The 24,920-nt window shown below is 66.4% G+C and carries 20 protein-coding genes; 7 read left to right on the forward strand and 13 right to left on the reverse strand.

Annotation, left to right across the window (positions count from 1 at the left end; genetic code table 11):
* Positions 1-769: 769 nt before the first annotated feature.
* A complete protein-coding gene (locus tag KTJ87_RS04195; protein WP_267137805.1) occupies positions 770-4,447 on the forward strand; it encodes a vitamin B12-dependent ribonucleotide reductase in 3,678 nt (1,225 codons plus the stop codon).
* 313 nt (positions 4,448-4,760) lie between these two features.
* Here the strand turns inward: KTJ87_RS04195 and KTJ87_RS04200 are convergent, their stop codons facing one another.
* From KTJ87_RS04200 to KTJ87_RS04245, 10 genes are all read right to left on the reverse strand, one after another.
* Positions 4,761-5,744 (reverse strand): aldose epimerase family protein, encoded by a 984-nt coding sequence (locus KTJ87_RS04200; protein WP_267137806.1) that lies wholly within the window; start codon positions 5,742-5,744, stop codon positions 4,761-4,763.
* Positions 5,741-6,853 carry a THUMP domain-containing class I SAM-dependent RNA methyltransferase gene (locus KTJ87_RS04205; protein ID WP_267137807.1) on the reverse strand — a complete coding sequence of 371 codons (1,113 nt, stop codon included), beginning with the start codon at positions 6,851-6,853 and terminating at the stop codon, positions 5,741-5,743. The genes KTJ87_RS04200 and KTJ87_RS04205 overlap by 4 nt, the downstream gene beginning before the upstream one ends.
* A complete protein-coding gene (gene ilvN / locus KTJ87_RS04210; RefSeq protein WP_267137808.1) occupies positions 6,850-7,413 on the reverse strand; it encodes an acetolactate synthase small subunit in 564 nt (187 codons plus the stop codon). Before ilvN ends, KTJ87_RS04205 begins: the two co-directional genes overlap by 4 nt.
* Positions 7,414-7,476: 63 nt before the next feature.
* A complete protein-coding gene (locus KTJ87_RS04215) occupies positions 7,477-9,237 on the reverse strand; it encodes an acetolactate synthase 3 large subunit (protein WP_267137809.1) in 1,761 nt (586 codons plus the stop codon).
* Positions 9,238-9,489: 252 nt separating this feature from the next.
* The gene (locus KTJ87_RS04220) at positions 9,490-11,148 is read right to left on the reverse strand and encodes an alpha-glucosidase (protein ID WP_267137810.1); all 1,659 of its coding nucleotides are present in this window, start codon (positions 11,146-11,148) and stop codon (positions 9,490-9,492) included.
* Positions 11,145-11,537, reverse strand: a complete 393-nt coding sequence (locus KTJ87_RS04225) for a VOC family protein (RefSeq protein WP_267137811.1) — start codon at positions 11,535-11,537, stop codon at positions 11,145-11,147. Before KTJ87_RS04225 ends, KTJ87_RS04220 begins: the two co-directional genes overlap by 4 nt.
* Positions 11,534-12,364 (reverse strand): arginyltransferase, encoded by an 831-nt coding sequence (locus tag KTJ87_RS04230; protein ID WP_267137812.1) that lies wholly within the window; start codon positions 12,362-12,364, stop codon positions 11,534-11,536. The genes KTJ87_RS04225 and KTJ87_RS04230 overlap by 4 nt, the downstream gene beginning before the upstream one ends.
* 140 nt (positions 12,365-12,504) lie before the next feature.
* Positions 12,505-12,969, reverse strand: a complete 465-nt coding sequence (locus KTJ87_RS04235) for an RDD family protein (protein ID WP_407650459.1) — start codon at positions 12,967-12,969, stop codon at positions 12,505-12,507.
* A 75-nt stretch (positions 12,970-13,044) separates the two neighbouring features.
* Positions 13,045-13,470: a DUF2852 domain-containing protein gene (locus KTJ87_RS04240; RefSeq protein WP_267137813.1), complete on the reverse strand. Its 426-nt coding sequence runs from the start codon at positions 13,468-13,470 to the stop codon at positions 13,045-13,047.
* Positions 13,471-13,586: 116 nt separating this feature from the next.
* Entirely contained in the window at positions 13,587-14,054 is a 468-nt protein-coding gene (locus KTJ87_RS04245; RefSeq protein ID WP_267137814.1) for a YbaK/EbsC family protein, read from the reverse strand.
* A gap of 118 nt (positions 14,055-14,172) precedes the next feature.
* On the opposite strand from KTJ87_RS04245, the gene KTJ87_RS04250 reads away from it, so the two are divergent.
* Complete coding sequence (locus tag KTJ87_RS04250) at positions 14,173-16,974, forward strand: [protein-PII] uridylyltransferase family protein (RefSeq protein WP_267137815.1); 2,802 nt, start codon at positions 14,173-14,175, stop codon at positions 16,972-16,974.
* A gap of 28 nt (positions 16,975-17,002) precedes the next feature.
* Complete coding sequence (locus KTJ87_RS04255; RefSeq protein WP_267137816.1) at positions 17,003-17,272, forward strand: hypothetical protein; 270 nt, start codon at positions 17,003-17,005, stop codon at positions 17,270-17,272.
* Here KTJ87_RS04255 and eda read toward each other — a convergent pair.
* Positions 17,269-17,910, reverse strand: a complete 642-nt coding sequence (eda, locus tag KTJ87_RS04260) for a bifunctional 4-hydroxy-2-oxoglutarate aldolase/2-dehydro-3-deoxy-phosphogluconate aldolase (protein WP_267137937.1) — start codon at positions 17,908-17,910, stop codon at positions 17,269-17,271. The genes KTJ87_RS04255 and eda overlap by 4 nt on opposite strands.
* Positions 17,911-17,955: 45 nt before the next feature.
* The gene (edd, locus tag KTJ87_RS04265) at positions 17,956-19,761 is read right to left on the reverse strand and encodes a phosphogluconate dehydratase (protein ID WP_267137817.1); all 1,806 of its coding nucleotides are present in this window, start codon (positions 19,759-19,761) and stop codon (positions 17,956-17,958) included.
* 206 nt (positions 19,762-19,967) lie between these two features.
* On the opposite strand from edd, the gene KTJ87_RS04270 reads away from it, so the two are divergent.
* From KTJ87_RS04270 to KTJ87_RS04280, 3 genes are all read left to right on the forward strand, one after another.
* Positions 19,968-20,126: an RSP_7527 family protein gene (locus KTJ87_RS04270; protein ID WP_267137818.1), complete on the forward strand. Its 159-nt coding sequence runs from the start codon at positions 19,968-19,970 to the stop codon at positions 20,124-20,126.
* Positions 20,127-20,267: 141 nt separating this feature from the next.
* Entirely contained in the window at positions 20,268-21,497 is a 1,230-nt protein-coding gene (locus KTJ87_RS04275) for an RSP_2647 family RNA methyltransferase (protein WP_267137819.1), read from the forward strand.
* Complete coding sequence (locus KTJ87_RS04280) at positions 21,494-22,033, forward strand: RSP_2648 family PIN domain-containing protein (protein ID WP_267137820.1); 540 nt, start codon at positions 21,494-21,496, stop codon at positions 22,031-22,033. Before KTJ87_RS04275 ends, KTJ87_RS04280 begins: the two co-directional genes overlap by 4 nt.
* 1,095 nt (positions 22,034-23,128) lie before the next feature.
* Here KTJ87_RS04280 and KTJ87_RS04285 read toward each other — a convergent pair.
* The gene (locus tag KTJ87_RS04285) at positions 23,129-24,055 is read right to left on the reverse strand and encodes an isopenicillin N synthase family dioxygenase (protein ID WP_267137821.1); all 927 of its coding nucleotides are present in this window, start codon (positions 24,053-24,055) and stop codon (positions 23,129-23,131) included.
* A gap of 110 nt (positions 24,056-24,165) precedes the next feature.
* Here KTJ87_RS04285 and tpiA point away from each other — a divergent pair, with 110 nt between their 5' ends.
* A complete protein-coding gene (gene tpiA, locus KTJ87_RS04290; RefSeq protein ID WP_267137822.1) occupies positions 24,166-24,918 on the forward strand; it encodes a triose-phosphate isomerase in 753 nt (250 codons plus the stop codon).
* The last annotated feature ends 2 nt before the right edge of the window (positions 24,919-24,920 follow it).

The raw sequence follows: 24,920 nt of genomic DNA on the forward strand, positions 1-24,920 counted from the left end.
TCCTCGCAGGGTAGGGGTCTCCGTCCGCGACATGCGGAACGGACCGTTCCTCAGGAAAATCAGGGTTGCCTGCACACATGGCAGGGCGATGATTTCGGTGAGTATGCCGCCGGGTCGTCATCGACCCTTGATACACATCGGTATTTTACCATCGCCCATGATGGCCCGCAAGCGGCGCCTGATCGGGCGGCATGTGTTCTGACTGCACAGCATGTGGTATGTCTGCATCTTTTTTCGTCTGCATGTGGGCAATACCCCGCCGTCTGGTTCAGCCGCGCCGGGCGAACGCAGATCCCCGAGTCGTCCACATCTGCGTCCGGGTGCCGGAACCACCTTGGACGGGCGCCGCGTATTTCCCGTTGTTTCCCGCACGGTTCCAGTCGCCCCGCCGGGCGAACCCGCGCCAAGCCTGTGGACAACTTTCCGGGCGCTGTTTCCATCTACGCCCCCGCCCGAAAATCCGGCCATCCGTCAACCGCTTTTTGCACTCTCGAAATGAAATTTTCATGTTGACCGGACCCCGTCCCCTACGCCAGTTTGTGTGAGCCGGTTGTTGAGCCACAAGATATAGTGGACAGGGCGCGGCGGGACAGAAACATTCTCCAAGCAATGCCTGCATGCGTGGGCAGCCGTCGTCATCCCATCAGCGGAGCGCGGAGAAGTCTTTTGTCTCCGCCGACCGCCAGACAACCGGCGCGACATCATCCCCCAACCGGGCCCCAGCCCCGGAGCGGGGCAGGGCAAAAAAGAAAACGGGGCACCCAAGGTCATGAAGATCGAACGTTCGTTCACCACCGCCGGCCGCGACGCATACGATGCGATCGCCTTCACCACCACCACGTCGGAAATCCGCAACCCCGACGGCACCGTGGTGTTCCGTCTGGACGCCGTCGAGGTGCCCGAAAGCTGGAGCCAGGTGGCGTCGGACGTCATCGCGCAGAAATATTTCCGCAAGGCCGGGGTGCCCGCGCGGCTGAGGCCGGTCCGCGAAAAGGACGTGCCGGAATTCCTGTGGCGCTCGGTCGCCGACGAGGCGGCGCTGGCCGAATTGCCCCAGGACCAGCGCTATGGCGGCGAGACGTCGTCCAAGCAGGTGTTCGACCGCCTGGCGGGCGCCTGGGCCTATTGGGGCTGGAAGGGCGGATATTTCACCACCGAGGCCGACGCCCAGGCGTATTTCGACGAGATGCGCTTCATGCTGGCGACCCAGCGCGCGGCGCCCAACAGCCCGCAGTGGTTCAACACCGGCCTGCACTGGGCCTACGGCATCGACGGCCCGGCGCAGGGGCATTTCTACGTCGACTACAAGACCGGCAAGCTGACCAAGTCGAAATCCAGCTACGAGCATCCGCAGCCCCACGCCTGCTTCATCCAGTCCGTGTCGGACGATCTGGTGAACGAAGGCGGGATCATGGACCTGTGGGTCCGCGAGGCACGCCTGTTCAAATACGGCTCGGGCACCGGCACCAACTTTTCCTCGCTCCGCGCCGAGGGCGAGAAGCTGTCGGGCGGCGGCAAGTCGTCGGGCCTGATGGGGTTCCTCAAGATCGGCGACCGCGCAGCAGGCGCGATCAAGTCGGGCGGCACCACGCGCCGCGCGGCCAAGATGGTCATCGTCGATGCCGATCACCCGGACATCGAGGAATACATCAACTGGAAGGTCAAGGAAGAGCAGAAGGTCGCCAGCCTCGTCGCGGGCTCGAAGATGCACGAGCAGAAGCTCAACGAGATCTTCGCGGCGATCCGCAGCTTTGACGGCTCCGAGGACGGCGCGACCGATCCCAAGGTGAACGAGGCGCTCAAGGCGGCGATCAAGTCGGCCAAGAAATGCGCGATCCCCGAGACCTATGTGAACCGCGTTCTGCAATACGCGCGGCAGGGCTATGCCTCGATCGAGTTCCCGACCTATGACACTGACTGGGATTCCGAGGCCTACGCCTCTGTCTCCGGCCAGAACTCGAACAACTCGGTTCGCGTTACCGATGCCTTCCTGCAAGCCGTGCGCGACGATGCCGACTGGGAGCTGATCCGCCGCATCGACGGCAAGGTCGCCAAGACCATCAAGGCGCGCGATTTGTGGGAACAGATCGGCCATGCCGCCTGGGCCTGCGCCGATCCGGGCATCCAGTTCCACGACACTGTCAACGCCTGGCACACCTGCCCCGAAGACGGGGCGATCCGCGGCTCCAACCCGTGCTCGGAATACATGTTCCTCGACGATACCGCCTGCAACCTCGCGTCGATGAACCTTCTGACCTTCTACCGCGACGGCCAGTTCCAGGCCGAGGAATACATGCACGCCACGCGCCTGTGGACCATCACGCTGGAAGTGTCGGTGATGATGGCGCAGTTCCCGTCCAAGGAAATCGCGCAGCGGTCCTATGACTTCCGCACGCTGGGTCTGGGCTATGCCAACATCGGCGGCCTGCTGATGAGCATGGGCCTGGGATACGACAGCGACGAGGGCCGCGCGCTCTGCGGTGCGCTGACTGCGATCCTGACCGGCACCTCCTATGCCACGTCCGCCGAGATGGCGGGAGAGCTTGGCGCCTTCCCGGGCCACGCCCGCAACGCGGACCACATGCTGCGCGTGATCCGCAACCACCGCACGGCGGCCTACGGCAAGGCGGACGGCTACGAGGCGCTGGCGGTCAAGCCGGTTCCGCTCGACCATGCCAACTGCCCTGACGCGCGGCTGATCCAGCTTGCAACCGCGTCTTGGGACGAGGCGCTGCGCCTTGGCGAGGCGCATGGCTACCGCAATGCGCAGGTGTCGGTGATCGCGCCGACGGGCACCATCGGCCTTGTGATGGACTGCGACACCACCGGAATCGAGCCCGATTTCGCGCTGGTGAAGTTCAAGAAGCTCGCCGGTGGCGGATACTTCAAGATCATCAACCACTCGGTGCCCGCCGCGCTGGAAAAGCTGGGCTATGGCTCGGCGCAGATCGAGGAAATCGTCGCCCACGCGGTCGGTCACGGGTCCATCGGCAACGCGCCGGGGATCAACCACACCTCGCTGGTCGGCCACGGGTTCGGCCAGGCGGAAATCGACCGGATCGAGGCGGCGCTGCCGTCGGCGTTCGACATCCGCTTCGTGTTCAACCAGTGGACGCTGGGCGAGGACTTCTGCCGCGAAACCCTCGGCATCCCCGCCGAAAAGCTGAACGATCCGACGTTCGATCTGCTGCGTCACCTTGGCTATTCGCGCAAGGACATCGAGGCCGCGAACGACCATGTCTGCGGAACCATGACGCTGGAAGGCGCGCCCCATCTCGACCCGGCGCATTACCACGTCTTCGATTGCGCCAACGCCTGCGGCAAGACCGGCAAGCGGTTCCTCGGCTGGCAAAGCCACATCACCATGATGGCCGCCGCACAATCGTTCATCTCGGGTGCGATTTCCAAGACGATCAACATGGCCAACGATGCCACGATCGAGGATTGTCAGGCCGCCTATGAACTGTCCTGGTCGCTGGGGGTGAAGGCCAACGCGCTGTACCGCGACGGATCGAAACTGTCGCAGCCGCTGGCGGCGTCCCTGGTCGAGGACGACGAAGAGGCCGAGGACATCCTCGCCAACGGGTCGCAGAACGAAAAGGCCCGCGTGCTGGCCGAGAAGATCGTCGAAAAGGTCGTCTACAAGGAGATCTTCACGCGTCACCGCGAAAAGATGCCCCAGCGGCGCCGCGGCTATACGCAAAAGGCCATCGTCGGCGGTCACAAGGTCTATCTGCGCACCGGCGAATACGAGGACGGCCAGCTGGGCGAGATCTTCATCGACATGCACAAGGAAGGCGCAGGCTTCCGCGCGATGATGAACAACTTTGCCATCGCGGTGTCGGTGGGCCTGCAATACGGCGTGCCGCTGGAGGAATTCGTCGACGCCTTCACCTTCACCAAGTTCGAACCGGCGGGCATGGTACAGGGCAACGAGACGATCAAGAACGCGACTTCGATCCTCGACTACATCTTCCGCGAACTGGCGGTCAGCTATCTCGACCGCACCGATCTTGCCCATGTGCAGCCGCAGGGCGCATCCTTCGACGATCTGGGCCGGGGCGAGGAAGAGGGAGTGCGCAACTTCCGCGAAGTGCCGAAATCCGGCGGCCAGTCGCCGCTCGACGTGCTGCGCCAGGTGGCCTCGACCGGCTATTTGCGCAAGCGGGTGCCGCAGGATCTGGTGGTGTTGCAAGGTGGGCAGTCCGGCGCGGTCGCACTGGCCGGGTCCGACCCGGTGGCGACGCTGACGACGCTGGTTCCCGAGGTGCGCGGCGGCGCCGAGACGGCGCTGGGCACCGGCGCGGTGACGCTCGACGCGCGCACCAAGGCCAAGATGCAGGGCTACGAGGGCGAGGCCTGCGGCGATTGTGGCAACTACACGCTGGTGCGCAACGGGACCTGCATGAAGTGCAACACCTGCGGCGGAACGAGCGGGTGTAGCTGAGGGAATTGAGGGCGCTTGCGCCTTCTATGACAAGGGGTGGCTCTCGTCGTTTGCACGCAAACGACTGCCGCCACTCCGCGCCCCGGGCTTACCCGGGACGCGGGACACGGGGCGGGTGCGCTCGCCCCTGACGCGGATCAGGCCGCAGGCAGAAAACCGGGCGGTACACAGATGAGCCTGATCAGCGAAACTGGGGCCCCTTCGGGGGCCCCTTTTTCTGTGTGCGTGGGGGGTGGCGGGATAAATCCCGCCCTACACGCCCCCCGTAGGGCGGGACTTGTCCCGCCACCCGGCCAACCCATTGAGGCGAAACCTACCCCGCTGCCTCGAACACATACCGCGTGACGCTCTCATATCGCTCGCCGGGCCGCAGGATGCATCCCGGAAAGCCCGGCTGATTCATCGCATCCGGCCAGGCTTGCGTCTCGAGCGCCAGCCCCGCCCGCGCGGGCAAGGGCGCTCTGTCCGGCCCAGGCACCCCGGCGAAATGCGCGCCGTCATAGACCTGCAGCCCCGGCTCTGTCGTCTCGATCGTCATGCGCAGGCCGTCGCCGTCCAGCCACGCCACCGGGCGCATCGGGCGCTTGCCGTCCGACAGGCAGAAGTTGTGATCGACGCCCGCCTCCCCGATGGGCCGCGCGCTGCGGAAATCGAATGACGTGTCCGCCACAGGCGCGATCTGCCCCGTTGGGATCATCTCGGCATCGACGGGCAGGTAGTGATCGGCGGCGATGCGCAGCCGGTGCCCGGTCACATCGCCGCCGCCATTCAGGTTGAAATACCCGTGATGCGCGAGACTGATCGGGCACGGCTTCGTCACCTGTGCCGACAGCGTCACCTCCAGCGCGCCGTCGCCGGACAACCCGATGCGCGCGGTCAACTGCGCCTCTCCCGGAAACCCCATGTGCCCGTCGGGCAAGGTCAGCGTCAGCGTCACCGCGCTGTCCGACACCTCGGCGATGTCCCAGATCTGCGCGTGCGGGCCGTCCGCGCCGCCGTGCAACGTGTGGCGGCCAAGGAAATTCCGGTCGGTCTCATGCGTCTCGCCGTCCAGCACGAACCGTGCGTTCCCGATGCGGTTGGCAAAGCGGCCCACGATGGTCCCGGCATAGAGATAGCCGCCCTCGTAGTCCCCGAGCCGTGGACTGGACAGCACCAGCGGCCGGTCCAGCGCGACGTGGCGCAGGTCATGCACCATCGCACCATAGGTCAGCACCCGCGCGGTCAACCCGCCGTTCGACAGCGTCACGGCCTGCACCATGCGGCCATCGGCAAGGGTCTGAAAATCTTCGGTCATCGCAAGGCCTCGGTCTGCCAGAGGGTGATCTTGAGCGGCCCGTGGGCGACGGTCGCCCCGGGCGGGCGAAACGGCAGGGCGGTCGCCTTGGCCAACCCTGCGTCGCTCGTGACCAGAGCAAGGCGCCAGCCGGTGAAACGGTCCTTCAGCACCGCGCCAAGGCTGCCATAAAGCGCGAACAGCAGCTTGCGGTTGCCGATCCGCTCGCCATACGGCGGGTTCACGGTGACAAGGCCGGGCGGTCCTTCGGGGCGGGCGAGGTCGCTGATGGGCTGGCAGCCGAAGGTGATCGCGCCGCCCAGCCCCGCGCGTTCCGCATTGGCGCGCGCCCCCGCGATGGCGCCCTGATCGCGGTCATAGCCGAAAAAGCGCGCGGGCGGCACGGTGCCGGTGGTCGCGCCCTTGAGCGCAGAGGCGGCAGCGGCATCAAAGCTGGCCAGCTGTTCGAACGCGAAACCGCGCGCCCGCCCGGGCAAGAAACCGCCCGCGATCTCGGCCGCCTCGATCGGAAACGTCCCCGAGCCGCACATCGGGTCCAGCACCGGGCCGGTGCCGTCATACCCCGCCTGCCGCAGGAACAGGGACGCAAGCGTCTCGCGCATCGGCGCCTTGCCGACCTGTTCCTTGAGCCCCCGGCGGTGCAGCGGCTCGCCCGAGGTATCAAGGCTGAAGCTGCAGAAATTATCCTCGATCCGGGCGATCAGGCGCACCGGCGCGTCCTCGGCAGTGGGCGCGCCAAGGACATCGGCGATTGCCGTCTCGATCCGCTGCGCCGCGGCCCCCGCGTGGTAGATCTTGGAGCGGCGGCAGATCGCCTCGACCTTCACCGGCACATCTGCGCGCAGGAATTCAGCCCAGGGAAACTTGTGTGCCCGCTTGTCGAGCTGCGCGAGGTGGAACACCGGGAAACCGCCGATGCGCACCAGCACCCGCGCCGCCCCGCGCAGGGCCAGGTTCGCGCGCCAGACCTCTGGCCAGTCGCCGGTGGTGGTCACGCCGCCCGGTACCGCGACGGGCGCCTCGAAGCCGGCCGCGCGTGCCTCTTCGGCCAGAACGGGCTCCAGTCCCGGCGGGGCGGCGAGGAATATCTCGAACGGTCCCGCGGTCACTCCGCGCCGCGCGACAGCGCAGCGACGCCGGTGCGGGCGACCTCGACCAGACCGAGCGGGCGCATCAGTTCGGCGAAAGCGTCGATCTTGCCCGGCGTGCCGGTCATCTCGAAGATGAAGCTTTCAAGCGTCGAATCGACCACGTTGGCACGGAAGATTTCCGCCAGCCGCAGCGCCTCGATCCGGTCGTTGCCTTGCCCCGCCACCTTGAACAGCGCCAACTCGCGCTCGACCGCGTGACCCTCGACCGTCAGGTCATGCACGTCATAGACCACCACGATCCGGCCAAGCTGCGCCTTGATCTGGTCGATCACGGCGGGCGTGCCGGTGGTGACGATGGTGATGCGCGACCGGTGGCCGGTATGATCCACCTCGGCCACCGTCAGGCTCTCGATATTGTAGCCGCGTCCCGAGAACAGGCCGATCACCCGCGCCAGCACGCCGGGTTCGTTCTCGACCAGCACCGCCAGCGTGTGCCGTTCCTCGGCGGCGGCGTTCGGGTCGCGCAGGTCATACGCCGAATGCTTCGACGAGCCCTTCTTGATCTTCAATTCGGTCATGCCGCTCTTCTTCTTGGTCCAAATACCTCCGGGGGTCCGGGGGGCAACGCCCCCCGGCGCGGGTCACACCAGCACCGCCCCGCCCGACTTGATCGCGTTCTTCGTATCCACGTTCTCGCCGAGGATCATCTTGTTGTGCGGCTCGCCCGACGGGATCATCGGGAAACAGTTCTCGTGCTTCTCGACAAGGCAATCGAAGATCACCGGCCCGTCATATTCGAGCATCTCCATGATCGCGTCGTCCAGATCGGCGGGGTCCTTGCACAGGATGCCCTTGGCGCCGAACGCCTCGGCCAGCTTGACGAAATCGGGCAGCGATTCCGACCAGGAATGCGAATAGCGCTCGCCGTGCAGAAGCTCTTGCCACTGGCGCACCATGCCAAGGCGTTCGTTGTTCAGGATGAACTGCTTGACCGGCAGGCGGTATTGCACCGCCGTTCCCATCTCCTGCATGTTCATCAGCCACGACGCCTCGCCCGCGACGTTGATGACCAGCGCGTCGGGGTGGGCGACCTGCACGCCGATCGACGCGGGGAACCCGTAGCCCATTGTTCCCAGCCCGCCCGACGTCATCCAGCGGTTGGGGTCGTCGAAGCCGAGGTATTGCGCGGCCCACATCTGGTGCTGGCCGACCTCGGTGCAGATGTAGCGGCTGGGATGATCCTTCGTCAGGGCCTCGAGCCGTTGAAGGGCGTATTGCGGCTTGATGGTCTTCTGGTCGGGCCGGTATTTCAGGCAGTCGACCTTTCTCCATTCCTCGATCCGCGCCCACCATTTCGACAGGGCGGCGGCGTTGGTCTTGCGCCCTCCGGCCTTCCACAGGCGCAGCACGTCCTCCAGCACATGGCCGACATCACCGATGATCGGCACGTCGACGTGGATCACCTTGTTGATCGACGAGGGGTCGATGTCGATGTGCGCCTTGCGCGAATTGGGCGAGAAATCCTGCAGCCGCCCGGTGATCCGGTCGTCGAACCGCGCGCCGATGTTGATCATCAGATCGCAGCCGTGCATCGCAAGGTTCGCCTCGTAAAGGCCGTGCATCCCCAGCATCCCAAGCCAGTTCTTGCCGGATGCGGGGTAGGCGCCCAGGCCCATCAGGGTGGACGTGATCGGAAAGCCCGTCGCCTCGACCAGTTCGCGCAGAAGCTGGCTGGCGGCGGGGCCCGAGTTGATGACGCCGCCGCCGGTATAGAAGACCGGGCGCTCGGCGCTCTCGATCATCTCGACCAGCGCCTTGATCGCGTCCTGATCGCCTTTCAGCCGGGGCTGGTAATGCGAGGTCTTGGCCTGCGCGGGCGCGACGTAGTAGGCGGTGGCGAACTGCACGTCCTTGGGGATGTCGACCAGCACCGGGCCGGGGCGGCCCGACTTGGCGACGTGGAACGCCTGATGGATCGTATCGGCCAGCCGTGCCGTGTCCTTCACCAGCCAGTTGTGCTTGGTGCAGGGCCGGGTGATGCCGACCGTATCCGCCTCCTGGAAGCCGTCGGTGCCGATCATGAAGGTCGGAACTTGCCCGGTCAGCACGACCAGCGGGATCGAATCCATCAGCGCGTCGGTCAGGCCGGTGACGGCGTTCGTCGCGCCGGGGCCCGAGGTGACAAGCACGACGCCGGGCTTGCCGGTGGACCGCGCATAGCCTTCGGCGGCATGGACCGCGCCCTGTTCATGGCGGACAAGGATGTGGCGGATGTCGTTCTGCAGGAAAATCTCGTCGTAGATCGGTAGCACGGCGCCGCCGGGATATCCGAATACCGTGTCCACACCCTGATCCTTCAGGGCCTGAACCACCATTTTCGCTCCGGTCATCTGACGTTTCATCTGCTTTGCTCCGTCTACACGCATCTTGCGGGCTTGGTTGCGGACATAAAAAAACCCCCGAGGATCATCGGGGGCGCATGGGGAACGAAGAGGGTTACGTTACCGTCCCATGCGCCATTCGCTTACGAGTACCAGAATGAGGGTCATTCCCAAGGGCTCCTTCGTCCGTGCGCGGGACATTAGAAAGCGCGCCGGGGGGCGTCAATCGCTATTTGCGGATTTTCTGTCGCGGCGGGGCGAAAATCTTTGCGATTATTTCGCGGGAAGGGTCGGGGAGGGTCCTGGCAGGGGGCCGCGCACGGCGAATGCCTCCCACGGGGCAAGGGTGATTTTTGTGCCGATGCTGCCGCGCGGGGCCATGCTGGACAGGACGGGTTGGCCCGTGACCTGCAAGCCGGGTGGCACCGGCGACGACGCCTCGGTGCCCGAGATGTTGGCGATGACCGACAGCTGCTCGCCCGCCTGTTCGCGCGTGTAGGCCCAGAGCTGCGGATGATCGTCGAGGAAGGGCGCAAAGCGGCCGTGGACGATCAGCCCGTCACCCCGGCGCAGCGCGATCAGTTGCCTGTAGAAGGCGAAAACCCCATTCGGATCAGCGTGGTCGACGGCCACGTTGATGTCTTTGTAATTCGCATTGATCCCGATCCAGGGCGTGCCCGTGGTAAAGCCTGCACCGGGCGCATCGTCCCACAGCACCGGCGTGCGTCCGCCGTCGCGCCCGTTGGCATTGGCGCCCGCGATGAAGTCCTGCGCTGCGGTGCCCGCCGCCAACGCTTCGGCGTAGTGGTTCAACACCTCGATGTCGCGAAAGTCCTCGATCCGGTCAAAGCGGGTGTTGGTCATCCCGATCTCTTCGCCCTGATAGACGAACGGCGTGCCTTTCATCAGGTGCAGCACCAGTGCCAGCGCCTTGGCGGATCGCACGCGATACGCGCCTTCGTCGCCATAGCGCGATACCGCACGCGGCAGGTCGTGGTTGGCCCAGAACAGCGCGTTCCAGCCATCGTCCTGCAACGCGATCTGCCAGTCGGTCCAGACCCGTTTTATCGCTGTCAGGTCAAAGCGCTTCGGGCGCCACTTGCCATGGCCGTCATCCCACAGCGCGGTGATGTGGGCGAACTGGAACATCATGTCCAACTCGCCCCTGTCGCGGCCCGTATACAGAAGGGCGGTGTCTGTCGTGGCCGACCACGCCTCGCCCACGGCAAGGGCATCGCGCCCCGCCAGAACCTCTCGGTGCATTTCCTGCAGGTGGTCGTGCAGGCGCGGGCCGTCGGTGATGATGCCCGCATCCACGTCCTTTCCGATGTGGTCGATCACATCCATGCGAAAGCCGCCGATGCCCCGGTCCAGCCACCAGCGCATCATGTCCCAGATCTCGGCGCGCAGGTCGGCGTTGTTCCAGTTCAGGTCCGGCTGCTCGGGCGTGAAGAGCGCGAGGTAATACATTTCTGTCGCAGCGGAATATCGCCACGCCGGGCCGCCGAAATAGGACCGCCGGTCATCGGGCGGGCCGCCATTCACCGGCGCGCGCCAGAGGTACCAGTCGCGCTTTTCCGCCTGCGAAGAGGCTGACGCCTCCTGAAACCAGGGATGCTGGTCCGAGGTGTGGTTCACCACCAGGTCCATGACGATTCGAATGTCGCGTTTGTCCGCTTCCGCGATCAGGCGGTCCATGTCGCCCAGCGTGCCGAACTCTGGCGCGATGTTTCGATAGTCGGAAATGTCATAGCCATTGTCTGCCATCGGCGAGGAATAGACCGGCGAAAGCCAGATGAATCCAATTCCGAGGTCCACAAGGTGGTCCAGGCGGTCAATGATGCCCCGAAGGTCGCCGATCCCGTCACCGTTCGAATCCTGAAAGCTTCGGGGGTAGATCTGATACCCCGTCCGGTCCTTCCACCAGGTCATGCTGGCGGCCCCGCTCCGATCAGATCCCAGCGGTTGCCGAAGGGGTCGCGCCACACGGCGACGGTGCCGTAGGGTTCGATGCGCGGCGCCTCGTCGAAGGTGACGCCTGCGGCCAGCATGGCCGAATGATCGCGGGCGAAGTCGTCCGTCTGCAGGAAGAACCCCACGCGCCCGCCGGTCTGGGTGCCGATGGCGGCGGTCTGCCGGTCGTTCGCGGCCCGCGCCAGCAGAAGCGCGGTGCCGTCGCCGGGGGACACCGTGACCCAGCGCTTGCCGCCGCCCTGATCCTCGTCCGTCAGAAGGTCAAATCCCAAGGTGCCGACATAGAACGCGATCGCGGCGTCATAGTCAGGCACGACAAGGGCAACGGCTGAAATCCTGCGTGTCACCGGCGAATCGGGCGGCCGTCCGGCAGGTTGATGCGCGCCACCTGTTCGGCGATGGGGGCGGTGGACAGGGGATGCGTCTGCGAGGTGTAGCTTGCCGGATCGCCGATGTTCTGCCAGCCGCCATCGGTATAAACCTCGAGCGCCGAGAAGTTCGCCTTGTAGCCCATCTTGGGGCTGCCGGGCACCCAGTAGCCCAGGTACACGTAGGGCAGACCGGCCTCTTGGGCGATGCGGATGTGGTCGAGGATGATGTAGGTCCCAAGGCTCGCCGCCATACGCTCGGGCGCGTAGAACGAATATACCATCGACAACCCGTCATCGAGAACGTCCGTCAGGCAGACCGCCTTGAGGTCCTTGCCGCCGGTATCGTTCCACGCGGTATATTCGATCACCCGGCTGCGGATCGGCGTTTCCTCGATCATCGCGGCGAATTCGAAGATGTCCATGTCGGCCATGCCACCTTCGGCGTGGCGGCTGTCGAGATAGTCGCGGAACAGGGCGTATTGTTCCTCGGTGGCCCAGGGCGATGTCGCTTCGCGCTTGAGGTCGCCGTTGCGCTTCATCGCGCGGCGCTGGCTTTTGGAGATCTTGAAGTCGCGCACGCGAATCCGCGCTGACAGGCAGGCCGAGCATTCCGCGCAGGACGGGCGATAGAGAACGTTCTGGCTGCGGCGGAAGCCTTGCTTGGACAGCGTGTCGTTCAGCTTTTCGGCGTATTCACCTTGCAGGGCGGTGAACAGCTTTCGCTCCATCCGGCCCTCGAGGTAAGGGCAGGGCTGCGGGGCAGTCACATAGAACTGCGGCGCGATTGGAAGCGTATGGCGCATGAGCACTCACCTGAAGATGGCAAGACGTTAGCAACGAGATCGCGATCCGCCAAGGGGGTCATCGGGCAGATTAAAACGAACGCGCGGCACCCGCGCGTCCCGTGTGGGACGGCGGGCGCAGGATCGCGTGCGTTGGGGGATCAGCGGGTGGCGGCGCGGTTGATCGCGGCGGACCCCAGAAGATGGTCGCCCAGCGACTGCCCCCGGGCCGAGGCCAGCATCAGGATGATCGACGCGGCCTGAATCAGGAAGGTGCCCAGCGCGACGGTATAGATCACCGTGTGCAGCGCGGCATGCGCCAGATCGAACCGCTCGCCCTGGCGATTGCGGAACTCGATCGCCATCAGCCGCATGCCCGGCGTGGCCGAGCGGCCCGACAGGGTGGCGATCCGGTAGATCAGCCCGATGGCGAGCCACAGGAACGGAAAGTAGAAGATCGCCGTGAAGGCCGTGAACGGCACCGCGATGATCGTGAGGATCAGGATCAGCGTCGCGTCGATCAGCCAGGCGAAGAACCGCTTGATCGTCACGTCGGCGTAGAACTCGGCGTGGCGATCCGGGTCGGGCAGGCCGGAATAGGGGTCTGTGTGTGTCATCTCGCTCATCTGGGTGTGCCTTGGTCGGGGATCAACGGGCAGGCTCCGGCCCGCGTCGGGGCCGGAGAAGGGGTGCGGTGCCGCTCAGGCCTCGGCGGTGTCGCCGTTCGACGGGCCGCGCTTGGAGCGGTCTTCCATGAACTGGTCGAACTCGGCCTTGTCCTTGGCGTCGCGCAGACGCTGCAGGAAGGCCTCGAAGGCGTCCTGTTCTTCCTCGAGCCGGCGCAGCGTCTCGGTGCGGTAGGCATCGAAGGTGGCGTTGCCGGTGGTCTTCATGCCGAACCGGCGGTGAGTGTCGTGCTTGGTGCGCTTGGACGCGCAATTGCCGCTGAACATGCGTTTGCTCCAGATCATGTAGGCCAGAAGGGCAAGGCCGACCGGCCAGAAGAAGATGAACCCGAGGACCATGCTCGCGATCCAGGCGCCTTTGCCGCGATCGTCGAGCCAGGCCTCTGCTTTGCCCAGCCAGCTGGACGGCTGACGGTGCAGGGGATCGGCGAGTGTGCTCATGGTCTTGGTCCTTTGTCCGTGTTTCGCTTTATGTGAACGTGCTTCACATTGGGGTAGATCGGAACGGACCGGCGGCCCTTCAAGAGGCGATGTGAAGGTTTTTTACATTTTTTCGGTCAAGCCGTGAAGTCGGCGGTTTCCGCCCTCGCAAGCTGCAAAAGGGTCTGCGGCGCGATGGGGAAGACGTGCCGGGGCGTGCCTGCAGCGGCCCAGACCGTGCCGAACTCCATCAGGCGCGGGTCCATCCAGGCCCGGATCGGCGACAGGTGCCCTACGGGCGCGACCCCGCCGATGGCAAAGCCGGTCTGCGCGCGGATCAGCGCCGCGTCCGCCTTGCCAAGGGCCTCGCCCGCCGCCGCGCTGGCCTTGCCCGCGTCCACCTGGTTGCCGCCCGCTGTGAGGAACAGCAGCGCCTCGCCCGACGCCTCGCCGCGAAAGATGATCGACTTGACGATCTGGTCAAGCGCGCAGCCCACCGCATCCGCCGCCTGCTGCGCGGTTCTCGTCTCACCCAGCTCGGAAATCTCTGCCGTGATCCCCGCCGCTTCCAGCGCGGCGGCCACCCGTTTCAGGCTCTTGCTCATTCTCGATAACCTTCTGTTCGCCGGGCAGGAATTCCGGCCAATTCTCCTTAGCACGAGGCAAACGCGACGTTCCATCTTGGCTTGACGCTGACACGGCTTGTGACACTACCCTGTGCGCATGAGCTTTGCCGATCGCCTGACCCGCTGCCCCGATCCGTATGACCGCGACCGCGCGCAAGAGGCGCGGGACCGCATGGCGGGCCTGGCCCAGCCAATGCTGGACCTCATCGGCGGCGCGGCCGGGTGCAGCCCGTATCTGAAATCGCTGATCGACAAGGAAGCGGGCTGGCTTGGCCCAGCGCTGGACGGCGCGCCAGAGGACGCGGCGCAGGCCGTGCTGGACGAGGCCGCCGCCGCCGCGCGGGGCGAAGTGCCTTCGGCGCTGCGCCGCGCCAAGCGCCGCATCGCGCTTTTGACAGCGCTGGCGGACCTTGGCGGCGTCTGGCCGCTGGAGACGGTGACGGGCACGCTGACACGGCTGGCCGATCTTGCGACGGACGTGGCGATCAAGGCGGCGCTCGGCCCCGATCTGGCGCGCGGCAAGGTGCCCGGCATGACCGAGGCTGATCTGCCGCAGGCGGCGGGCATGGTGGCGCTGGCGATGGGCAAGGGCGGCGCGTTCGAGCTGAACTATTCCTCCGACATCGACCTGATCGTCCTGTTCGACACCGACCGTTTCGACGATCCGGCGGACGCGATGGAGGCGCGGCAGGTCTTCGTGCGCGCCACCCGGCGCATGGCCCAGACGCTGGGCGAGCAGACTGCCGAAGGCTACGTCTTTCGCGTCGACCTGCGCCTGCGCCCCGATGCCGCCGTCACGCCGGTGTGCCTGTCGATGGACGCCGCCGAGGGCTACTACGAGAGCGTTGGGCGCACCTGGGAACGGGCCGCCTACATCAAGGCGCGCGCCTCGGCGGGCGATCTTGACGCGGGCGCGCGGTTCCTGGACCGGCTGCGCCCCTTCGTCTGGCGCAAGCATCTCGATTTCGCAGCGATCCAGGACGCGCACGACATGCGGTTGCGCATCCGCGAACACAAGGGCCTTGGCGGGCCGATCCGGCTGGACGACGGCCACGACATGAAACTGGGGCGCGGCGGCATCCGCGAGATCGAATTCTTCACCCAGACCCGGCAACTGATCGCGGGCGGCCGCGACGCCGACCTGCGGGTGCGCGGCACGGTGGACGGGCTGGCGCGGCTGGCGGACAAGGGCTGGGTGCCGCGCGACGTGGCCGACACCCTGACAGACGACTACCGCGCGCACCGCGAGGTCGAACACCGGCTGCAGATGATAAACGACGCGCAGACGCACGATTTGCCGACCACGCCCGAGGGCTTCGACCGGCTGGCCGCGTTCATGGGGCAATCGGCGGATGCCCTGCGCGCCGATCTGACCGAGAGGCTGACCCGCGTGCACGAGATGACCGAAGGGTTCTTCGCCCCCGGCGCCCCCGGCACTTCAGCGCCCGCGCCGCCGCTGGCCGAGGCTGCCCGCGACACCGTCGAGAAATGGCAAAGCTACCCGGCGCTGCGGTCCACCCGCGCCCGCGAGATTTTCGAGCGACTGAAGCCCGAGATCCTGAGCCGCCTGACCAAGGCCGCCGAGCCGGACGAGGCGCTGGCGCAGTTCGATGCCTTCCTGTCGGGCCTGCCCGCCGGTGTGCAGCTGTTCTCCTTGTTCGAGGCGAACCCGCAGCTGATCGACCTGATCGTCGACATCGCCGCCACCTCGCCGCGCCTGTCGGTCTATCTGGGGCGCAATGCGCAGGTGCTGGACGCGGTGATCGGCGGCGCGTTCTTCGATGCCTGGCCGGGGCAGGCGGCGCTGACCGCCGATCTGGCGGGGCATCTCGGCGCGGCGGCGGACTACGAGGCGCAGCTTGACACCGCGCGGCGCTGGGCGCGCGAATGGCACTTCCGCGTCGGGGTGCACCTGCTGCGCGGCCTTATCACCCCGCGCGACGCCGGGCGGCAATATACCGACCTTGCCGAGGCGGTTCTGGGGGCTCTCTATCCTGCGGTGGTCGCCGATTTCGCGCGCAAGCACGGCGCGCCCCCGGGGCAGGGGGCCTGTGTGCTGGGCATGGGGTCTCTGGGCGCCGGGCGGCTCAACGCCGCCTCCGATCTCGACATCATCGTGATCTATGATGCTGGCGGCGTCGAGGCGTCGGATGGGCGCCGACCGCTCGATGCGCGCGCCTACTATGCACGGCTGACGCAGGCGCTGGTCACCGCCCTGACCGCCCCGATGGCCGAGGGGCGGCTCTACGAGATCGACATGCGGCTGCGTCCCTCGGGGCGGCAGGGCCCGGTCGCCACCAGCCTTGCCGCCTTCGAAAGCTATCAGCGCGGCGAGGCCTGGACGTGGGAGCATCTGGCCCTGACCCGTGCCCGCCCGGTGGCTGGCGAGGCGGCGCTGGGCGCGCGGGTCGAAGCGTTCCGCCAGGATCTGCTGGCCGCCCTCAGCAATCCGGCGACGATCCTTGCGGACGTGGCCGAGATGCGCGCGCGGCTGGCGGATGCGAAATCCGCCCCCGGCCCGTATGAGGCAAAGACAGGCCCGGGCCGGTTGCAGGACATCGAGCTTCTTGGGCAGGCGGCGGCGCGGCTTGCGGGCGATCCCGCGCGCACCGTGTCGGAACAGATCGCGGCGGGGGCGGCGACAGGCTGGCTGACCGGGGACGAACGCGATGCGCTGTGCGCGGCGCATGATCTTCTGTGGCGGGTGCAGGTGTCGACGCGGCTCCTGACGGACGGCGCGCTTGACCCGGACGCGATCGGCGAGGGCGGGCGCGGATTTCTTCTGGCGCAGACCGAGGCGTCTTCGCTGGACGCGCTGGCAGACCGCATCCTGGACGAGACGGAGCGCGCCTCGGCCATCGTCACGAGGTGCCTCGACCGCGCACCGGGTTCAGGCTAAGGCAAAGCAAATGGGGCGGAGAATTTCCATGACACTGGACGAGATCGACCGCACGGGCCTGATCCGGGAATCCTACCTGATCGAGGGCATCGGCGAGCCTGAATGCCGCTCGATCTTTCTGGACTGGGCGGTCAAGCTGCCGCAGGAGTTCGACCCGACCGAGGCGATCCGCGTCCTTCTGGCCCGCTACCAGGACGGCAACGAGGATCACCCAATGACGCGTGTTCTATCGCAAGGCTTGCGCAAGGCGACCGCGCCCGCCCGGCGCGGCGGCCGTGCCGGGCGCGTCGGCAGCTAGCGTCCCAGCGCCGCCGCCTCGCGCGCCAGCGCCTCGATCCCGGCCCAGTCGCCCGCCGTCACCATGTCCTTGGGGGCGACCCAGCTTCCGCCGACGCAGACCGTGTTCGGCAGCGACAGGTAATCCCCTGCATTCTTCAGGCTGACCCCGCCCGTGGGGCAAAAGGTGATCTGCGGCAGGGGTGCGCCGATCGCCTTAAGCGCGGGTGCGCCGCCCGCGGCCTCGGCGGGAAAGAACTTCGCCGTCGTATAGCCGCGCTCCAGAAGCGCCATCGCCTCGGTCGCCGTGGCCGCGCCCGGCAAGAGCGGCAGGCCTTCTTCCTCGCAGGCCGCCAGCAGGCGGTCCGTCGCGCCCGGCGCGACGCCGAACTGCGCGCCTGCCGCCTTGGCCGCCTTCACGTCCTCGGGCGTCAGCAGGGTGCCCGCGCCGACCACGCCGCCCGGCACCGCCGCCATCGCGCGGATCGCGTCCAGCGCGGCGGGGGTGCGCAAGGTGACCTCCAGCGCAGGCAGGCCGCCCGCCACCAGCGCCTCGGCCAACGCGCGCGCGGACGCGGCATCGTCGATCACCAGCACCGGGATCACCGGGGCCAGTTTGCAGACCTCAAGCGTCCGGGCGCTTGCCTCGGCGGGTGTCATCATGGCGCAATCCTTCGCATCTTTGGTCTGTAAATACTCAATCCGTCACACGACGACCGCGCCGCCCTCGGCCGCATCGCCGACGGTCTGGCGGAACATCGCGAACAGCTCGCGCCCGACGCCGTGACCGTTGCCCGACAGATCGGCGCTCACCGGCGTGCGCGCGTCAATATCGACATCCACCGCTTCCAGCGTGCCGGTGGTCGCGTCAAGCCGCAGCACATCGCCGTCCTGCAGCCGCGCCAGCGCGCCGCCCGCCGCCGCCTCGGGGCTGACATGGATCGCGGCAGGCACCTTGCCTGATGCGCCCGACATCCGCCCGTCCGTCACCAGCGCGACCTTGAGGCCCCGGTCCTGCAGCACCGCCAGCGTCGGCGTCAGCGAATGCAATTCGGGCATGCCGTTCGATTTCGGTCCCTGGAAGCGGACGACGACGATGGTGTCCTCGGTGAATTCGCCCGCCTTGAAGGCATCCTTGACGGCCTGCTGGTCGTGGAAGATCCGGCATTTCGCCTCGACCACCTGGTGTTCGGGCTTGACCGCCGAGACCTTGATGATCCCGCGCCCCAGGTTCCCGTTCAGCGACACCAGCCCGCCCGAGGGTTGGAACGCCGTGGCCACCGGGCGCAGGATCTTGTCGTTCAGCGTCTCGGCCGGTCCGTCCTCCCACACGAGCGCGCCATCCTTCAGCTTCGGCTCCTGCGCATAGCGGCGCAGCCCGTCGCCCGCCACGGTGCGCGTGTCGTCGTGCAGAAGGCCCGCCTCCAGCAATTCGCCGATCATGTAGCCAAGGCCACCCGCGGCGTGGAAATGGTTCACGTCGGCCAGGCCATTGGGGTAAACCTTGGCCATCTGCGGCGTGACCGAAGAGAGTTCGTCGAAATCCTCGATATCGAGGATCACGCCCGCCGCGCGCGCCATCGCGGGCAGGTGCAGGACAAGGTTGGTGGACCCGCCCGTTGCCATCAGCCCGACGATCCCGTTCACGAAGGCCCGCTCGTCCAGGATCTCGGACACCGGGGTATAGGCATTGCCGAGCGCCGTAATCGCCAGCGCGCGCTTGGTCGCGGCATCCGTCAGCGCCTCGCGCAGCGGGGTGCCCGGGTTCACGAAGGACGCACCGGGCAGGTGCAGCCCCATGAACTCCATCAGCATCTGGTTGGAATTGGCGGTGCCGTAGAAGGTGCAGGTGCCCGGGCCGTGGTAGCTGGCCATCTCGGCCTTCATCAGCTCTTCGCGGCCGATCTCGCCGGTGGCGAATTTCTGGCGCACGCGGGCCTTCTCGTCGTTGGGCAGGCCGCTGGTCATCGGACCCGCCGGGATGAACACGCCGGGGATGTAGCCGAATGTCGCCGCCGCGATCACGAGGCCGGGCACGATCTTGTCGCAGACGCCAAGATAGACGGCGGCGTCGAAGGTGTTGTGCGACAGCGCGACGCCGGTGGCCAGCGCGATCACATCGCGCGAGAACAGCGACAGCTCCATCCCGACCTGGCCCTGCGTGACCCCGTCGCACATTGCCGGAACCCCGCCAGCGACCTGCGCCGTGCCGCCGACCGACCGCGCGGCGGCCTTGATCGCGTTCGGATAGGTCTCGAACGGCTGATGCGCCGACAGCATGTCGTTGTAGGCGGTCACGATGCCAAGGTTCGGCGCACGGTCGGCGGTCAGCGTGTCCTTGTCGCCGGTCATCGCGGCATAGGCGTGGGCCTGGTTGCCGCAGCTCAGATGCGCGCGGCGCGGGCCTTCGCTGGCGGCGGCGGCCATCCTGTCCAGATAGCGCCCGCGCGTGTCGCGGCTGCGCGCCCTGATCCGGTCGGTGACTTTTTCGACGGTGGGGTGGAGTGCCATCTGGGTCCTCCTGAGGCTGAATGGGTCACGCGCGGCTTACCAGATGCCGTTACCGCTAACAAGCGGTGCGACATGCCGCGCTGCAGCGCAAGCCTTGCTGCAGCTGCATAGCGGGGCTTCCGCTTTGGCGGTGCACATCGCCGCGGGCCGGGCCTATCTTGGATCGCAAGGGAGCCTAGAGACCCACATTACAGGACACCACAGTCATGAACCGCGAAGATCACATCGTCTACGACATCATCGCCATCGAACGCGAAGCCCGCCGCATGCGCGCCGAGGCAACCCGCCACGCCGTGCAGTCCATGATCGCATGGTTCCGCGGCAAGCGTGACGCGGCTGCGACCACTCGCGCCCAGAACGTCTGATCCGCACGTCTGATCCGCAGGCCGGTTCCGTTCCGGCCAGACCGTTTGCAAGGCCCGGAGCATCCGCTTCGGGCCTTTTGCATTGGCGCGACCTGCGCGGGGGCCATTCCCACCCTCGTCGCCGCGCGCTAAGGGAGGCGCATGACAGATATTCCCGACGATCCCGCCGACGACATCGCAGCAGGCTACCCCACCGTGCGCCTGCGCCCCAAGATCGACGCGCGCCCGCTGCGCCACGGCGCGCCTTGGGTCTTTGCCGACCAGTTGGTCGTCGACCGGCGCACCAAGGCGCTGCCTGCCGGTGCCATCGTGCGTCTCGAGGATGCCGAGAGGAACCCCCTCGGCCTTGCCGCGCTGAACACGCAGTCCAAGATCATCTGCCGGATGCTCGACCGTGACCCGGGTGCGGTGATCGACCGCGCCTGGCTCGTCGCCCGCCTGCAGGCCGCGCTGGACCTTCGGACGCGGCTGTATGATGCGCCGTTCTACCGCCTCGTCCATGCAGAGGGCGACGGCCTGCCGGGCACCGTCATCGACCGCTTCGGCGACGTCGCGGTGATCCAGCCGAATGCCGCCTGGGCGGACGCGATGACGGGTGATCTGGCGGACGCGCTGGTCGAGGTGACGGGCGTGGCCACCGTGGTCAAGAACGCCAGTGGCCGCGCGCGGGCGCTTGAAGGGCTTGATGATGTGTCCGAAGTGATCCGCGGCACGCTGGAGGCTGCGGTTCCTGTGCCGATGAACGGCGCCGTCTACATGGCCGACCTGATCGGCGGGCAGAAGACCGGGTTGTTCTACGACCAGCGCCCGAATCACGCCTTTGCCGCGTCCCTGTCGCAGGGGCAGGACGTCCTTGACGTCTTCGCCCATGTCGGCGGCTTTGGCCTTGCCGCTCTGGCGGCGGGTGCGGCGTCGGTGCTGGCGGTCGATGGCTCGGCCCCGGCGCTGGCCCTGGCGAAACAGGGCGCGGACCGAATGGGCGTCGCGGACCGCTTTGCCACCCGGCAGGGCGATGCGTTCGAGGTGCTGGACGCGCTGATCGACGAGGGCGCGCGCCACGGCGTCGTGATCTGCGATCCGCCTGCCTTTGCCCCGTCGAAACAGGCGCTTGACGCGGGCCTGCGCGCGTATGAGCGGATCGCGCGGCTGGCGGCGCAGGTTGTCGCGCCGGGCGGCTATCTGGTCCTGTGTTCCTGCTCGCACGCCGCCGATCTGGGCAAGTTCCGCACCGCCTGTTCGCGCGGCATCGGGCGGGCGGGGCGCAGCGCGCAGCTTGTCCACACCGGGTTCGCCGGGCCGGACCATCCGCAACTGCCGCAACTGGCGGAAACCGGCTATCTCAAGGCGCTGGTCTATCGCCTGACACCATGAAGGCGCTTCTGGACGCCTGCGTTCTCTATCCGACCGTGATGCGCGAGGTGCTGATCGCCTGCGCAGCGCGCGGGCTGTTCACGCCGCTCTGGTCAGCGCGCATCCTTGAAGAATGGGCGCGGGCGGCGCGCAAGCTCGGCCCCGGCGGCGAGGCGCAGGCACGCGGCGAGATCGCGCTTCTGGCGCGCGACTGGCCCGCCGCCGCCGTGCCGCCCAGCCCCGGGACCGAACAGCGCCTGTGGCTGCCCGACCCGGCGGACGTGCATGTTCTTGCGGCCGCCATCGCGGGGTCGGCGGATGTGCTTGTCACGTCGAACGCCCAGGACTTCCCGCGCCAGACCCTTGCGGACGAGGGGCTGCAGCGGATGGACCCCGACCAGTTCCTGCGCGCGCTGCACACCGCCCACCCGGAGGCCGTAGCCGAGGCGGTCGAGGCCGTCCGCCGCACCGCCGAACGCCTGTCCGGCCAGCCGTGGGAGACACGGGCGCTGCTGAAGAAGGCAAGGTTGCCGAGGCTGGGGAAGATGTTGGGGTAGGGGGCGGGCAATGCGGTCAGAGTTGGCTTTCGTCCACGTTCTGCTTTTGATTGAAACGCGAGCCAAAGTGGTGTTCTAGTCAATCTGAACAATGAAGGTTTCCCAATGGTTATTCTCAAAGCGTCATTTCGCATACTTGTTGGGATGGTGTTTGGTATAGGATCAGCGCTCGCCCTGACACCTGCGTTCGCTGCGTTCACCTCGGATCAAGACTCCATTGCACCATTTACTATGATGTCTCTTGTTATCCTCTGCGCAGTTCTTTGTGTTTTTGCGCCAACGATTCGGAGAGCTTTTGGTCGTGGTTTTCTTCTGTTAGGCGCCTCTGTATTTGCGCTCCCAATCTCTGCCTTTCTACTTTCTGGCCGGGTAGCTTCCGACGTCGTTGGCGCTGCTGAAGAAGGGTCAGAGGCACTAGCCGCAGTGGGTGCAGGGCTTGCAGGTATTGCTGTCACGGGAGTCGCAACATTCATAGGTGTAATTATTGGTGCAATTCTGCTACTTATCGGGCTTGTACTGAGTCTCGGAGGGCGTCGAGAAGTAGTAATTATAGAGGGGGCCAGCCGTCGTGATCCAACGATTCGAAAGTAACACGCTGAAGCACTTTTTCGGGCCAACGCTCCTAACAATGCTCTTTCTAACGTGCATTTCCCACGGTTCTCCAGTGATTGCCGAGCCAATGCCAATAATCGAGTATCTCAAATCGATGGATCGAACTGAAGTGCGTTTCTCTGGACGAATTAAATACGACAGCAGCGACGATAGTTTCACATTCTATAATGAAAGCCGAGATTATTTCGGCGTCACCATGGATGCTGGAAGGGATGCTCGGGAACAGATTGAGGCGGATTGTACCAATAATAGCTTCATGTTTTCCTACTCTGATCTCTGCACAATTTCTGGGTCTGGTACTGTTGAAATAAGAGGCTCAAGAATTTACATCAGTATCGAGTCGGTCGACCAACTCAGCAAATAGCTGAAAGGGTTTACCCAGCTTTTGGAAAGATCTCAGGCTTCAGTTATGAGATATGCTGGGTCGGATGTCTGCTTCACTCTGACTAAATTGTACTTTTTTCTCTAATCGGCTCTTCCCCCTCACCCCTTCTTCAAATGCAGATACGTCTCGTTGAACCGCTTGGTCAGGTGATCGCCCGCGAGGATCGTCTCGCCTGATCCGAAGGGGGCGACGTTGGTGTCCCAGTTGGGGTTGAAGAACAGCGGCACGGAGATGCGCTCGGCGTCGGTGCCGCGGACCCGGTGCGGGGTGGCGACGACCCGGCCCCTGGTCCAGAACTCCAGCATTTCGCCAAAGTTGATGATGAACTCGCCGGGCGGGGCCGAGAGCGGCTGCCAGCCGCCGCCGCGCCGCCGCACCTCCAGCCCCGGCGAGCCGTCCGTCGCCAGCAGCGTCAGGCAGCCGTAGTCGGTGTGCGCGGCGATGCCGAAGTCCTTGTCCCCGGCCCAGGCGGGACGCTCGGGGTAGAGGTTGGCGCGCAGAAGCGCCATCGGCTTCGAGAACTTGTCGTCGAAATATCCCGCATCCTCGCCAATGGCGCTCGCCAGCCCTCGAAGCAGATCCAGCGCCACGGCCCGCGCCTTGGCATAGTAACCCTCGACCACATCGCGGAACCCCTCGGGCGCGTCCGGCCACAGGTTCGGCGCGTAGACCGGCAGCGCCGATTGCGGATCATCGGGGGGCAATTCCAGCCCCATGTCGAAGACCTGCTTGTAGTCGGGGTTGGCGCGCGGGTCGACCTGTTCGGACCCCGGCGCGCCCCAGCCCCGGTTCGACCCGGTGCGCGCCATGTCGATGCGCGCCTTCTCGGCCGCGGGCAGGTGAAAGAAGGCGCGGTAGGCGGCGATCACCGCCTCGACCTCGGCGGCGGGCAGGGCGGTGTTGAAGACCGTCATGAAGCCCACATCCTGTGCCGCGCGGGCGACGTCGCGGCGCGCCTCGGCATGGCCGGGATGCGCGGGATCGGCAAGGGCGGCGGCATCGACACGGGGGATCGGAACGGACATCGCGGGGCCTCGCCTTGGGTGCCAGAAGGACGCGGGCGCGGAGTGATGGGTTTCGCCGCCCATGTAAAGCGGCTAATTTCGGACTTCACAGCGCAAGCCGGGAGGCGACAATGACAGACCGACGCAAACTAGCCGCGGGCAACTGGAAGATGAACGGCGCCGAGCCGGACCTTGCCGAGATCGACGCGCTGGCCACAGCGCACCCCGCGCCCGGCGTCGACGTGCTGGTCTGCCCGCCCGCGCCTTTGATTCACCGCATGGCGCAGCGCCTGTCCGAAAGCACCATCGACGTCGGCGGGCAGGATTGCCACGCGGCGGCGTCGGGCGCGCACACCGGTGACATCTCGGCGGCGATGCTGCTGGATGCGGGCGCCTACTATGTCATCCTGGGCCATTCCGAGCGCCGCGCCGATCACGGCGAGACCAGCGCGGACGTCGCCGCCAAGGTGCGCGCCGCCGCCGATGCGCGCCTCGTCTCCATCGTCTGCGTGGGCGAGACGCTGGCCGAGCGTGAGGACGGCAAGGCGCTGTCGGTCGTCGGCGCGCAGCTTGCCGGGTCGCTGCCCGATGACGTGACGCCCGAGATGTTGGTGATCGCCTATGAGCCCGTCTGGGCGATCGGCACCGGCAAGGTCGCCAGCATAAGCGACATCGCCGAGATGCACGGCGCGATCCGCACGGCGCTGGTGGACCGCTTCGGCGCGGGCGGGCAGGGCATCCGCATCCTCTATGGCGGATCGGTCAAGCCGGGCAACGCGGCAGAAATCTTCGCGGTGCCGGACGTGGACGGGGCCCTGGTGGGGGGCGCGTCGCTGACGGCAGAGGATTTCGGCGCGATCATCACGGCGCTCGAGGCGGCCTGAGC

It is taken from the genome of Anianabacter salinae, assembly GCF_019061145.1.
Taxonomy (GTDB): Bacteria; Pseudomonadota; Alphaproteobacteria; order Rhodobacterales; family Rhodobacteraceae; genus Anianibacter; species Anianibacter salinarum.